The organism is Rhodospirillaceae bacterium (assembly GCA_002746255.1).
GTDB lineage: Bacteria > Pseudomonadota > Alphaproteobacteria.
Map to the genome: position 1 here is coordinate 83,028 of NVWO01000004.1, position 12,760 is coordinate 95,787.

A 12,760-nucleotide genomic window follows, 5' to 3' on the forward strand; every position below is an offset into this window, starting at 1 on the left:
GCGTAAGCTGTGATTTCATATGGGTTTAGCATATTGAAAGCACTTGCAGTAGGGCTGGCATAAATGATTGTGAAGGACAGCGACATATCCTTTGATGTTTCGGCGAAGGGCCGTTCTTTCGGCCAGCGTTTCATGCAAGCGGTCGCCGGGAATTTGCTGGCCGAGCGCGAAAACTGGCAATTGTGGCTGCCGGTTGGCTTGGGCCTTGGGATTGCAATCTATTTTTCCCTGGGCTTTGAGCCATCGCTGTGGGTTGCCCTTCTGCTTGCAGGGGGCCTGTTTCTGGGTATCGTCCTTTTGTGGAATCGCGGTGTCTGGTTCATGCTTTTTCTTGCCATTGCCACCATCGGCATTGGTTTTTCTGCAGCGAAAATACGCACGTTTCTTGTTGCTGCGCCATTTCTCGAGGAAGAAACCGGAATGGTTTCTATCGAAGGGAGAATCGCGCATTTTGATGTTCTCCCCAATGGCTTTCGCGTCACCCTTCACGACGCCCGGATCGAAGGAATTGCTCCGGAAGCCACGCCGGAAAATGTGCGCATTCGTCTTCGCAGGGATCAGCAGCGGGCACCCCTGCGTATTGGTGAATGGGTGCGCGTTCGCGGCATGCTTTTGCCGCCACGTGCACCGACGGCACCAGGGAATTTTGATTTTCAGCGCCACGCTTTCTTCAAAGGTCTAGGGGCCGTTGGCTTTGCCATCGGCCCCCTTGAAGCGGTTGCCGAGAAAAATGTCGCTGAGGCAAATACGGATGATCGCCTCTTTAAAAGCGAAGTTGAAAAATCCCGCCAATGGATTTTTGATCGCGTCGTGGACGTGCTGCCAGGTCAAAGAGGGGCGGTTGCTGCCGCGCTCATGACTGGAAAGCGAGGGGCGATTGCCGAAGATGTGTGGCAGGCGATGCGGAATTCAGGCCTTGCCCATCTGCTCGCCATTTCCGGTCTGCATATCGGCCTTGTTGCCGGTATTCTGTTTGTCGCCATGCGTGCGCTTCTGGCTTTGGTTGAGCCTCTGGCGCTGCGCTACCACATCAAGAAATGGGCTGCGGTCGTCGCACTTTTCGGGGCTTTCGGTTACCTCATTTTATCTGGGGGGACCGTTCCGACCCAACGCGCATTTTTGATGATTGGTTTGGTTCTGCTTGCCGTTCTGTTGGACCGGACGGGGATTTCCATGCGCCTGGTCGCCTGGGCGGCTGTTGTTATTCTTCTGTTGCAGCCAGACACCCTGCTTGGCGCGTCCTTCCAGCTTTCCTTTGCCGCCGTGATCGCTCTGGTTGCTGTCTACGAGGCCATTCGTCGGGTGTGGATCAGGAGAAAAGCGGCAGGTGGAGTGCTTCGCCGCGTCGGCCTTTACCTGGGGGGGGTCGGGCTGACGACCCTGGTTGCCGGCATGGCTACAGCGCCCTTTGCCGTTCAGCATTTCAACCGCTTTGCCGAATACGGGCTGGCGGCCAATCTGGTTGCCGTACCAATCACCGCCCTTTGGATTATGCCGTGGGCCGTTCTGGCGTTTCTCCTGATGCCGTTTGGCCTTGAACCGCTTGCCCTGGTTCCAATGGGGTGGGGCGTTAACGCCGTGATCGAGACGGCGAAGATAGTGGCGGGATGGCCGGGTTCCGTTGCCCTTCTACCATCCATGACGATGGCGGGTCTGGCGACGTTTACCCTTGGGGGGCTGTGGCTTTGTCTTTGGCGGCAGCGGTGGCGTTATTTCGGGCTTGTTGGCATTGCCGCAGGGCTGGCGACGATAGGGTTTTATCGGCCACCGGATATTCTTGTTTCCGAGAATGCGAAACTTTTCGCCGTACGGGCAGACGTGGACGGGTATCGCTTTTCCTCGCGGCGGGCGGCGCGGTTTTCCGGGCGGGACTGGCTGCGTCATGCGGGCGAAACGGATGTCCTGCCGTGGCCGAAGGAAGGGAAGAGCGAGGATGGCCGACTTGCCTGCGATAGTATGGGATGTATCTACCGCGTGCGTGGACAGATGGTTGCGCTCGTTTTCGAGCTTGGCGCCTTGGCCGAAGATTGCACCCTGGCCGACATGGTGATTAGCCGGGTGCCGGTACGTGACGGCGTTTGCCGGGGGGTTGATGTTGTGATTGACCGCTTCGACCTATGGCGAAAGGGCACACACGCAATTTGGCTTGATGAAGAGAAGGTGCGCATTCGCAACGTGCGTGACATGCGTGGGGAGCGACCGTGGGTGGGAGGCCCCAGAAAACGTGCCCGACGACGCGGGGCGACGAAGGCACGCGTCGAAAAAAACTAGAAAACTAGTATTGGCGGTAAAGAGCGACGAGCTTTCCCTGAATACGCACGCGGTCTTTGCCGAAAATACGCGTTTCATAATCTTTGTTTGCGGGTTCCAGCGCGATGGAGGGACCTTTTCGGCGCAGACGTTTGAGGGTGACTTCTTCGTTGTCGATGAAGGCCACAATGATGGCGCCGTTTTCCGCCGTACCGCATTCCTGAATGACCGCCGTATCACCGTCGTGAATGCCAGCGTCAATCATCGAATCGCCCGCCACTTCCAGGGCATAGTGATTGCCGTTTCCAATCAGGTTGCCGGGAATATCGATGGTCGCCGCGGGGTCTCGTAACGCTTCAATCGGCGTGCCGGCGGCGATGCGTCCGAACAATGGCAATTCGACCACCGGGGGGGCTTTCGGCGTCGTGTTGTCGTCGATTGCCTGGAGATGACGAAAATTGCCTCGAATGACTTCGCCGGGTGTGCCGGATGTATCTGACGCATAGGGGCCGGCGGCTGTTTCCGGCAATTTCAACACTTCAAGCGCGCGCGCGCGGTGGGGAAGGCGACGGATAAAACCGCGTTCCTCAAGCGCCGTAATCAGGCGGTGAATTCCGGATTTTGATTTGAGGTTCAGCGCCACCTTCATTTCGTCGAAAGAAGGGGCCACGCCTGTTTCGTTGAGGCGCTGATGGATGAACGTCAGGAGTTCATGCTGTTTCTTCGTCAACATTGGAATCCCCCAATTATCGAAATTTCCCAGGTGCCTGGACGTAAGACGAGTTCACAACGCCAAAACAGAACAAAAGGTAAACTCTACCTATGTTCTAGTTTAGTTCTTTTTATGCGTCAAGGGGTTCGCACACACACGCGCCGGGGGCGTCAGGCGAAGCTTGGCAGGCGCAGGATCGTGACGGTGTCGCCAGCGGCCGCAGCGGCGGCCTGGGGCAGGCGCAGGATCAGGCAATCGGCCACAGCTGTTTGTGCGAGCATGGAACTGTCCTGCTTGGAAAAGGGGGTGACATGGCGGATGCCGTCTTCGTCATGTGTGCTTTTTGCACTCAGATAGGCCTCTCTCGGGCCGTTCTTTGCCATCGCCAGGGTGAGGCGGGCGCTTTCCGGCTGTGGAGGCGTTTCCCTGAGGCCGAGAAGGGCGGCAATTGCCGGGCGCAGGAAAAGCAGGCCACCGACAACTGTGGTGACAGGATTTCCCGGCAGCCCCAAAAGCGGCGTGTCGTTGAGCCGCCCAAAAAGCGTTGGTTTTCCAGGCCGTGCCGCGACACCCCAGAAATCAAGATGAAGACCGGCCTCGCCAAGGACGCTTCGGACAAGGTCGTGGTCGCCTACGGAAGCGCCGCCAGTCGTGACCAGCAAATCGGCCTCCGCCGCCTTTGCGACCAGGGTAAGCAGGGACTGGCGGCTGTCCTTCGCAATGCCGAGATCCACAGGCTCGCCCCCGAAATGACGGATAAGAGCGGAAAGGGTGAAGCTGTTCGAATTCACGCTGTTTTCGGGCGGGAGATCGGCCCCTGGCATGACGAGTTCGTCGCCGGTCGCAAGGATGGCGATCCTGGGCTTTCGCCGCACCGCCAGTTGCGGCAGGTTCATGGCGGCGGCCAGGCCTATTGCCCGTGGGGTGAGCCTGATTCCGGCCTTTAGCAACGTTTTTCCTTTTTGGAAATCCAGGCCGGCCGGACGGACAAACTGCCCTTCAGTGACGCTTTCCTCCATGGTGGCGCTGGCTGCCGCTGCCGTGACTACTTCCTGCATGACGACCGCGTCCGCGCCCTTTGGCAGGGGGGCGCCGGTGAAGATGCGAACCGTCTCACCGTTGGATAGGGTCCCATCAAAACCTTGGCCTGCGCGGCTTTCACCGATAAGGGTCAGAGTTGCTGGTGCAGATGCGACATCGCAGGCACGAACGGCGTAGCCGTCCATCGACGAGACGGCCAGGGCCGGCTGTTCACGCTGGGCGACCAAATCTTCGGCCAGAACACGGCCAAAAGCATCGGAAATGGGGATTGTCTCGACGGAAACCGGTGTCAGAGCCGCTTCAATTGTTGCGATTGCACCCTTAACCGATATCATTAGTTTGCCTCATAAACCCCTGATTTTCCACCTGATTTATGTGTAAGGTGGATATCCGTGATTTGCATGGCACGGTCCACCGCCTTGCACATGTCGTAAATGGTAAGGGCCGCCACCGAGACGGCTGTCAGGGCTTCCATCTCAACCCCGGTTCGGGACTTCACCTTGCAACAGGCGGTGATTTCGACGGTGCTGCATTCCGGGTTGCAGACAAAATCAAGCTCGACCGAGGCCAGAGGCAGAGGGTGGCAGAGAGGGATCAAATAGGCGGTTCGTTTTGCCCCTTGAATGCCGGCAAGCCGGGCGACGCCAAGAACATCGCCTTTTTTCACGCTGCCTTGCTGGATCTTCGCCAGGGTTTCGGCCTGCATGCGAACAGTGCCTTTGGCGATGGCGATCCGGTCCGTCTCGTCCTTTTTCGTGACATCGACCATGACGGCATTGCCGTTGGCGTCGAAATGGGTGAAATCCTTGGCCATAAGTTTTTACATCTCCGCAGTTTTGTTGCTGCCGGGTGGCGCGAGAATTGCCCTTGTGGCGGCGGTCACGTCAGCCTCGCGCATGAGGGCTTCGCCAATAAGAAAGCTTGTTGCGCCCACTTTCGCCATGCGGGCAAGGTCTTTGGATGTTTTAAGGCCGCTTTCGCAGACGACGAGACGGTCCGAAGGCACTTTTTGTGCCAGAAATTCACCCGTTTCAAGGCTGACCTCAAGGGTGTCCAGATCCCGGTTGTTGATGCCGATCAGGCGCGATTTCATGGCCAGGGCACGGGTCAGTTCGCCTTCCGTATGGACTTCGATGAGAACGTCCATGCCAAGAATAAGTGCTGTTTTTTCGAGTATTAAGGCGGTTTCCTCATCCAGCGCAGCAAGTATTAGAAGCACGCAATCTGCACCAAGCGCACGGGATTCGTAAATCTGGTAGGGATCGAGCATGAAATCCTTGCGCAGGGCCGGCAGGGCCGTTGCGTTTCGGGCCTGGGCGAGGTGTTCGTCGCGCCCCTGAAACCAGGGCTCGTCCGTCAGCACGGACAGGCAGGTTGCGCCGCCGGCCTCGTAGGCAGCGGCGAGCGTGGCGGCATCGAAATCCTTACGGATCAGCCCCCGGCTTGGCGAGGCACGCTTGATCTCGGCGATCAGGCCATATTGCCTGGCTTGGCGCGCCGCCATGAGCCGTGCGAGGAAGCCGCGGGTGGGCGCGGCGGCTTCTGCCATCACGATCATCTCGGGCAGGGGCCGCTCTTCCAGACGGCGGGCGGTATGTTTGCGTTTTTCGGCGCAAATGCGGCTTAAAATTCCGGTCACGCGTCTTTTCCAGCGTTCGTGATTTCGACGAGTTTACGAAGGCTTGCCTGTGCCTGCCCACTATCAATGGCTTGTGCGGCAAGGGTCACGCCCTGCTTCAGGTTTCTGGCCTTTTCGGCAACGATCAAGGCGGCGGCGGCGTTGAGGAGGACAATGTCGCGGAAAGGTCCCGTTTTTCCATCCAGCAGCCGTTCGATTGCCCTGGCGTTCGTGCGCGCATTGCCACCTTTCAGCATTTCCGGTCGGGCACGGGGGAGGCCGGCGTCTTCCGGGACCACCTCGAAGCTGCGCACGCGACCAGAAGCAAGGGATGCCACAAAGGACGTCGTTGTTGTCGTCAATTCGTCGAGCCCGTCCTTGCCATGGACGACCCAGGCACGCGTCGTGCCCAGTTTTTTCAGCACACGCGCCATCGGAACGACCCAATCAGGCGAATAAACGCCAAGGAGTTGCCGTCTGGCACCCGCCGGGTTGGCCAACGGCCCCAGAAGGTTAAAAATCGTACGCATGCCGAGTTGTTTTCGGGTTTCCGCCACATGGCGCATCGCCTGATGGTGGTGGGGCGCGAACAGAAAGCCGATCTTCGCCTGACGAAAAGCCTGGCGGATGCGCCCCGGTGTGGTCGTAAGATTGACGCCCAGGGCTTCAAGCACGTCGGCCGAGCCGCATTTCGAGGACAGAGCCCGATTGCCATGCTTGGCGACGGGAACGCCGGCACCCGCGACAACGAGAGCCGCCGCCGTCGAGACGTTCAGGGTGCCCGAGGCATCGCCACCGGTGCCACAGGTATCGATGGCACCCGCCGGAGCCTGGATCGAAAGTGCCCTGGCGCGCAGCACCCGGGCGGCGGCGGTGATTTCCTCGACCGTTTCACCACGCACGCGCAGGCCCATAAGGAAGGCGCCGATTTCAGCCGGCGTGGCCGCGCCGGTCATCAAAGCCCGGAAGGCAGCAGAGGCCTCCTTCGCGTCAAGGGTTTTGCCGGTGGCTATTTTTGCCAGCAAGGGGTGAAGAACGCTTTTTCTTTTCGCCATTTCAGGCTTTCTTTCCAGCAAGGTTCAAGAAGTTCTGAAGCAATTGATGGCCGTTTTCAGAGGCGATGCTTTCCGGGTGAAACTGGACGCCATAAAGGGGCAGTTCCTTATGGGCGATGCCCATGATGAGGCCGTCATCGGCTTCTGCCGTGATGTCCAGGCAATTTGGCAAGGTTTCCCGCGCGACGGTCAGGGAATGGTAACGGGTTGCCGGAAAGGGGTCAGGGAGGCCCTGAAATAAATCCGTCCCCCGGTGATGGATTTCGCTGACTTTGCCATGCATCGGCACTGGCGCGTGAACGATGTCGCCGCCCATGGCCTGGGCGATGGCCTGATGACCAAGGCAGACGCCCAGAATAGGGACTTTTCCGGCGGCAGCCCGGATAAGATCGAGGCAGATGCCGGCTTGGTCCGGGTCACATGGCCCCGGTGAAATGACAATCCCTTCCGGCGCATAGGCCAGCGCTTCATCGACGCTAAGGGCGTCGTTCCGCTTGACCTCCATTTCGGCGCCCAATTCCCCGAAATAGTGATAAAGATTGTAAGCAAAGCTGTCGTAATTATCAATTAATAGAAACATATCAAATAATTATACATACAAACTGAATGTAGTTTCTTGGTTGGTTTCTTGACTTTTCCGCGCATATCGCTCACAAAAACAACATGACATCCAACGCGAAGGCGCAGCTTACGCCGAATGACCCGGCGAATGAAGGCCGGGAATTGTCCCTTGGCGTAAAAGGGATGACTTGCACCAATTGCGCGGGCCATATCGAAAAAGCCCTTGGCCGGCTTGCCGGTGTCCTCAATGCGCGGGTTAATTTCACGATGGAACGTGCCGATATCCGTTTCGACCCAGACCGGGTTGATCCTGTGGCAATCGTGAAGGCCATTCTGGACATGAATTACGAGGTGCCGCTGGTGTCGGTCGTGCTCAGGATTAACGGCATGACATGTGGAAATTGTGCACACACGATCGAAAAAGCGCTGAGGCGCGTTCCCGGCGTTCTTACCGCAAAGATCAATTTGGCGACGGAACAGGCTCTGTTGGAAGTGGCCCAGGGCCAGCTTGACGTAATGGCGTTGCGCAAAGCCGTGACGGCGGTGGGCTATGGCGCGACCTTTATCGACGACCCGGAAAACCGGGCGTCGGAGAACGAAAGCATTGAAGCGCGCCGCCGCCTTCACTGGCAGACCGGTTCTCTTATTGCCGCCATCCTGCTGTCCTTTCCCCTGGTTGCCCAGATGCTCGGCGACTTCGTAGGCCTTGGGTTCCATCTTTCGCCGATGGTGCAGATGGTTCTTGCCAGCTTTGTGCAATTTGGCATCGGCTGGCGTTTTTACCGCGCCGCCTGGGTGGCGCTTCGCTACGGCAATGGCACAATGGACCAGTTGGTCGCGCTTGGAACGTCGGCTGCCTATGGGTTAAGCGTCACCCGGGTCCTTTGGCCGGAGACCGAAGGGGCGGAGGCGCTTTATTTCGAGGCATCGGCCATCATCCTTACCCTCGTTTTGCTCGGCAAATGGCTTGAAAGCCGTGCCAAGCAGGGAACGTCAGCCGCCATCCGGGCCTTGATGAAGCTTCGGCCCTCGGTGGCGAGGCTCTTGCGGAACGGTGAGGAGGTCGAGGTGCCAATCAATGCCGTGGTGGTTGGGGACGTTGTCCTGCTTCGCCCCGGGGAACGCGTGCCCGTCGATGGCGACATTCTTAGTGGTCAAAGCGAGATCGACGAATCGCTGATTACCGGAGAAAGCCAGCCGGTTGAAAAGGGAGAGGGTGCTTTCGTGACGGCGGGTTCCGTAAATGGTTCCGGGCTGCTTCACATCACGACAACGCGTATCGGCGCAGAGACAACCCTTTCGCGGATCATCGCGTTGGTTCAAGGTGCGCAAGCCAGCCGGGCGCCGGTCCAGAAACTCGTTGACCGCGTGAGCGCCATCTTCGTCCCGATGGTGCTGGCCGCCGCCGTCTTTACACTTATGGCGCAATGGCTGTTTACGGGTGCGCCAGACGTTGCCGTGATTGCCGCCGTCTCGGTCCTGGTGATTGCCTGCCCTTGCGCCCTTGGCCTGGCAACGCCGACAGCCATCGTTGCTGGCATGGGGGCGGCAGCGCGCGGCGGTATTTTGATCAAGGACGTGGACGCCCTTGAGCGCATGCGCAAGGTAACGGTGATTGCCCTCGACAAGACCGGAACCTTAACGGAAGGCCACCCGGCGGTTGCGGCCATCGCGCCGGTTGCGGGGGGCGACGAAGATGCACTCCTCTTGCTTGCCGCTTCGGCGCAACAGGGCAGCGAGCATCCCCTGGCGCGCGCGATATTGGATGCGGTGGGCGACAAGCCACTGAAACCCCTTGCGAGCTTTAAAAGCCTCACCGGGCGGGGTCTGGAAGCCGTCGTCGATGGCCAGCGTCTGTGGATTGGCAGTCGCAAACTGATGGCGGACAGCGGCGTTGCAATTGCAAGCCTGGATTCCAAGGCGCAGGAATTGGAAACCCAGGGCGCGACCGTCATGTGGATTGCCCATGGGGAAGGCCGGCTTCTCGGCTTTATCGCCGCCAGCGATCCGATTAAGGCAACGGCGGTAGAAGCTATCGCCCGCCTCAAAAAACTTGGGCTCACAGTCATTATGATGACCGGCGACAATCAACGTACGGCCGCCGCCGTTGCCAGCAAGCTTGGCATCGATCGGGTCATGGCTGAAATTCTTCCAGAACAAAAAATTACCGAAGTTGACAGGCTTCGGCGGGAAGGCGAGGTCGTTGCCATGGTTGGCGACGGCATTAACGATGCGCCGGCGCTGGCGGCTGCCGATGTCGGGATCGCCATGGGGACTGGGACGGACGTTGCGATTGAAGCGGCGGGTGTAACCTTGATGCGCGGCGAGCCGCTTCTGCTTCCGGAAACCGTTCGGATCTCGCGGGCGACGGTTGCAAAAATCTGGCAGAATCTTTTTTGGGCCTTCATCTACAACGTCATCGGAATTCCCCTTGCGGCGTCAGGCATGTTAAGTCCAATCCTTGCCGGTGGTGCGATGGCGTTCAGCAGCGTCAGCGTCGTTTCAAATTCATTGTTGCTGACGCGTTGGCGCCCTGTGAAAAAACAAATATGAGCAAACGAAAAAAGAAGGCCAGGGCCTGGAAAACTTGGAAAGCCAGGGCCTGGAAGCCGGTCCGGATGGCAGTTTTTTTTCTGGGCATTGGTCTTGTAACGGGTGCTGGCCTGGCGCTTTTTTTTGTGGACAGGCCCGCCACACCAAAAATTGCGGCGGTGACGGCTAAACTGGCCGACACGACCGACACAGCTTCCAAAAAAACGAAGCCCCGACCGCAATGGGTGCGTGAAGCCGTTCTCGAACCGGCCATTAAAGGGCGGCCAATGATCGCCATCATTCTGGATGATCTTGGGATGAGCCGTGCGCGCACTACGGACGCGATCAAGCTTTCCGCGCCTCTCACTTTGGCCTTCCTGCCTTACGCAAACGGGCTTTGGGAACAAACCGCAGCGGCCCGCGCCGCCGGGCATGAACTGCTGATCCACGTTCCCATGGAGCCCCAGGGGAAGAACGGCGATCCCGGGCCGCATGCGCTGATGGTTCATATGACCCAGGATGAAATTCTGGAGAATCTTTCCTGGGACTTTGACCGCTTCGAACACTATGTCGGCATCAACAACCACATGGGCAGCAAATTCACGAAAGACCCGGATAGGCTGGCGATGGTTTTTCGGGAATTAAAGGCGCGCGGTCTTCTTTTCATCGATTCCCGGACGACCGCCGATACCGTCGCAAAGAAACTAGCGCAGGAAATTGGCGTCCCCTTCGCCGAGCGACAGGTTTTTCTCGACAATTTCAGGTCTGCGGAAAATGTGAGGGAACGCCTGGAAAAACTGGAATCGATTGCCAGAAGGGACGGGGCGGCAATCGGGATTGGGCACCCTCACAAGGTAACGCTGGCGGCGTTACGGGAATGGCTGCCGACGCTTTTGGAAAAAGGATTCGTTCTGGTTCCGGCAAGCACGGTTGTACGCCGGCAGCTTAAAGACGCGGCGGGTCGTTAGGAGCTTTTTTTCCGGCCACCGCCTGCATAGTGGATGGCTTCCTCGGCGGCGCGCAAAAGCGCCATCGCCTTGTTGCGGCTTTCCTGATATTCGGCTTCCGGATCGCTGTCTGCAACAACCCCGCCGCCGGCCTGCACATACATGGTCCCATCTTTCACGATGGCCGTGCGCAGAGCGATGCAACTGTCCATGGTGCCATTGGCCGCAAAATAACCAACGCAGCCGCCATAGATGCTTCTGCGGTCCGGTTCCAGCTCTTCGATCAAATCTAATTTTTGGTATTCGCGGCATTATATCGTCCTCTTATGGCAACCTTCAAACCCACAGCAAAAAGCGGCAACAGTCCCAACACGGAGACCATTGTTGAGCCGACGGGCAAGTCTGCGTCAAACGACAGCCATAGGCCTGCTATGCTGCCCAATATTCCCAACCCCCATCCCAGAAATAGGCGGTGTAGCAAAGATTCGGCAAGGATAGAGGCGCTGAATACTGGAATGATCAGGAAGGCAAAGACCAGCAAGACGCCGGCGACATTAACCGCAAGCGTAATGACAGCAGCGAATGAGGCGAAAAACAGAAATTCCCATAAAAATTTTGGTTGACCCGAGCCCTTTGCATCAAACGAGAGGGCGTAGAAGCGCTTGCGATAAACCAGGTGCAGCAAGCTGAGTAGGGCGTACGCCCCTGCCACCATCAAGATTTCGTCCCAGCGGACCCAAAGGATATTGCCGTTAAACAAGGAGTTGAGTTCTTCCATGCCTTGCGTTGTGCGGCTCAGGATAACGATGGATAGTGCGGTGGTTAGCACATAGACGCAACCGATGATGACTTCGCGTGTCGTCTTGCCGCGAACTCGGCGCAAGCCTGCGAAGGCGAACGCCGCCGCCAAGGTTGCGGCAAACGCATATAGCTGAGCGCGGTTTCCGTGGGCTTCTTCGCCAAGCAGGAAAGCAACGGAAATCCCAAGTGCGGCAACTTGGGCCAGTGCAAGATCGACAAAGATTATGCCGCGCGCCAACACATGCAGGCCAAGATAGGTGTGGGTGAAAACCATCAAGGCGCTTAAAGTGAAGGCCGGGAGCAGAATTTGCCAAGCTTCCATATCACTCTCCCACTGCGTCTTCAAGCGCTTCGACAATGCGGTCAAACAGCACAAAATAAGTGGTGATATCATCTGCAGACCCGACCGATTGTGGCAACACGGCAACATTGATGCCTGTCTGTTCGCTCAAGTATCGCGCCGAACGGCGCTCGTAATAGGGCTCCATAATAAGTACGCGGGTTTGCTCTTGCTTGATGCGCGTTATCAGCCTGCTCAAGGACGCAGCACTGGGGGCTATGCCCGGTTTTGGTTCCACCTCACCAACAATCCTAAAGCCGAAAAAGTCAGCTAGATAATCGAAAGATTTGTGATAGGCGATCACCGGCCTGCCCTCTAAATACGCCAATCGCACGCGCCATTCGGACTGCTTAACTTCCATTGCTTTTGCAAAATGCTCAAACCGGCGTTGGTAATCAACTGCGTGCGAAGGATCCAACTCGCCGAGGCGGGTGGCAATCGCTTGCGCCATGCGCACGCCATTGCGCGGGTCCAGCCAGTAATGGGGGTTGCCTTTGGCGTGAACATCCCCCAAGGCTCGCGAGACGGATACCGCTTGTTTGCCGAGAAGCGGTACTGTCGTCGATAAATCTAAATATCCCGGGTTCCCAGGCAATGTATTAGAGTTCCGCGACGACTGTAGTAGTGGTGGCAGCCAGCCGATCTCCATGTCGGCACCGACGATTAACAACAGATCGGCGCGAAAGACCTTGCGGATCATACTAGGTTTGGCAACCGCAAAATGGGGGTCACGCGTGCCAGGTGTCAGGCTCTCCACAGTTACTTGGTTGCCGCCCACTGCTTCTGTTAAGGCGGCCAGGTCCTGGGTCGTTGTCACGACGCGTAACGCGGCGTGACTTATCGACGGTGCAGTCAAAAACAGCACACTGAACAACGTGCCTAAAATTTGTCTCATGACAGGCT

General features: G+C 57.9%; 12 protein-coding genes. 3 read left to right on the plus strand and 9 right to left on the minus strand.

Annotated elements, in window-relative coordinates:
• The first annotated feature begins 63 nt into the window (after window positions 1–63).
• Window positions 64–2,271, plus strand: a complete 2,208-nt coding sequence (locus COA65_04130) for a metal-binding protein (GenBank protein ID PCJ60413.1) — start codon at window positions 64–66, stop codon at window positions 2,269–2,271.
• Window positions 2,272–2,275: 4 nt separating this feature from the next.
• Here COA65_04130 and COA65_04135 read toward each other — a convergent pair whose 3' ends face one another.
• From COA65_04135 to COA65_04160, 6 genes are all read right to left on the minus strand, one after another.
• Window positions 2,276–2,983: a repressor LexA gene (locus tag COA65_04135; GenBank protein ID PCJ60414.1), complete on the minus strand. Its 708-nt coding sequence runs from the start codon at window positions 2,981–2,983 to the stop codon at window positions 2,276–2,278.
• Window positions 2,984–3,132: 149 nt separating this feature from the next.
• Window positions 3,133–4,338, minus strand: coding sequence for a molybdopterin molybdenumtransferase MoeA (locus COA65_04140; protein ID PCJ60415.1), 1,206 nt, complete (start codon window positions 4,336–4,338; stop codon window positions 3,133–3,135).
• Window positions 4,338–4,817 carry a cyclic pyranopterin monophosphate synthase MoaC gene (gene moaC, locus COA65_04145; protein PCJ60416.1) on the minus strand — a complete coding sequence of 160 codons (480 nt, stop codon included), beginning with the start codon at window positions 4,815–4,817 and terminating at the stop codon, window positions 4,338–4,340. The genes COA65_04140 and moaC overlap by 1 nt, the downstream gene beginning before the upstream one ends.
• A gap of 6 nt (window positions 4,818–4,823) precedes the next feature.
• Window positions 4,824–5,642, minus strand: a complete 819-nt coding sequence (locus COA65_04150) for an indole-3-glycerol-phosphate synthase (protein PCJ60417.1) — start codon at window positions 5,640–5,642, stop codon at window positions 4,824–4,826.
• Complete coding sequence (trpD, locus tag COA65_04155; protein PCJ60418.1) at window positions 5,639–6,676, minus strand: anthranilate phosphoribosyltransferase; 1,038 nt, start codon at window positions 6,674–6,676, stop codon at window positions 5,639–5,641. Before trpD ends, COA65_04150 begins: the two co-directional genes overlap by 4 nt.
• 1 nt (window position 6,677) lies before the next feature.
• Window positions 6,678–7,256: an aminodeoxychorismate/anthranilate synthase component II gene (locus COA65_04160; protein ID PCJ60419.1), complete on the minus strand. Its 579-nt coding sequence runs from the start codon at window positions 7,254–7,256 to the stop codon at window positions 6,678–6,680.
• A gap of 83 nt (window positions 7,257–7,339) precedes the next feature.
• Here COA65_04160 and COA65_04165 point away from each other — a divergent pair, with 83 nt between their 5' ends.
• Both COA65_04165 and COA65_04170 read left to right on the plus strand, forming a co-directional pair.
• Window positions 7,340–9,790, plus strand: a complete 2,451-nt coding sequence (locus COA65_04165; protein PCJ60420.1) for a copper-translocating P-type ATPase — start codon at window positions 7,340–7,342, stop codon at window positions 9,788–9,790.
• Window positions 9,787–10,737, plus strand: a complete 951-nt coding sequence (locus COA65_04170; protein PCJ60421.1) for a hypothetical protein — start codon at window positions 9,787–9,789, stop codon at window positions 10,735–10,737. The genes COA65_04165 and COA65_04170 overlap by 4 nt, the downstream gene beginning before the upstream one ends.
• Here the strand turns inward: COA65_04170 and COA65_04175 are convergent.
• Genes COA65_04175 through COA65_04185 form a run of 3 tightly spaced genes read right to left on the minus strand, consistent with a single transcriptional unit; the run spans window position 10,734 to window position 12,752 of the window.
• A complete protein-coding gene (locus tag COA65_04175) occupies window positions 10,734–11,003 on the minus strand; it encodes a hypothetical protein (GenBank protein PCJ60422.1) in 270 nt (89 codons plus the stop codon). The two genes, COA65_04170 and COA65_04175, sit on opposite strands and share 4 nt — an antisense overlap.
• 2 nt (window positions 11,004–11,005) lie before the next feature.
• Window positions 11,006–11,947 (minus strand): hypothetical protein, encoded by a 942-nt coding sequence (locus COA65_04180; protein PCJ60423.1) that lies wholly within the window; start codon window positions 11,945–11,947, stop codon window positions 11,006–11,008.
• Window positions 11,841–12,752 carry a hypothetical protein gene (locus COA65_04185; GenBank protein PCJ60424.1) on the minus strand — a complete coding sequence of 304 codons (912 nt, stop codon included), beginning with the start codon at window positions 12,750–12,752 and terminating at the stop codon, window positions 11,841–11,843. Before COA65_04185 ends, COA65_04180 begins: the two co-directional genes overlap by 107 nt.
• Between the last annotated feature and the right edge of the window lie 8 nt (window positions 12,753–12,760).

Bases quoted from the DNA above. Each gene is read 5' to 3' on its own strand.
- COA65_04130 (PCJ60413.1), top strand. From the start codon at position 64: ATGATTGTGAAGGACAGCGACATATCCTTTGATGTTTCGGCGAAGGGC.
- COA65_04135 (PCJ60414.1), bottom strand. From the start codon at position 2,983: ATGTTGACGAAGAAACAGCATGAACTCCTGACGTTCATCCATCAGCGC.
- COA65_04140 (PCJ60415.1), bottom strand. From the start codon at position 4,338: ATGATATCGGTTAAGGGTGCAATCGCAACAATTGAAGCGGCTCTGACA.
- moaC (PCJ60416.1), bottom strand. From the start codon at position 4,817: ATGGCCAAGGATTTCACCCATTTCGACGCCAACGGCAATGCCGTCATG.
- trpD (PCJ60418.1), bottom strand. From the start codon at position 6,676: ATGGCGAAAAGAAAAAGCGTTCTTCACCCCTTGCTGGCAAAAATAGCC.
- COA65_04160 (PCJ60419.1), bottom strand. From the start codon at position 7,256: ATGTTTCTATTAATTGATAATTACGACAGCTTTGCTTACAATCTTTAT.
- COA65_04165 (PCJ60420.1), top strand. From the start codon at position 7,340: ATGACATCCAACGCGAAGGCGCAGCTTACGCCGAATGACCCGGCGAAT.
- COA65_04170 (PCJ60421.1), top strand. From the start codon at position 9,787: ATGAGCAAACGAAAAAAGAAGGCCAGGGCCTGGAAAACTTGGAAAGCC.
- COA65_04180 (PCJ60423.1), bottom strand. From the start codon at position 11,947: ATGTTGCCGTGTTGCCACAATCGGTCGGGTCTGCAGATGATATCACCA.
- COA65_04185 (PCJ60424.1), bottom strand. From the start codon at position 12,752: ATGAGACAAATTTTAGGCACGTTGTTCAGTGTGCTGTTTTTGACTGCA.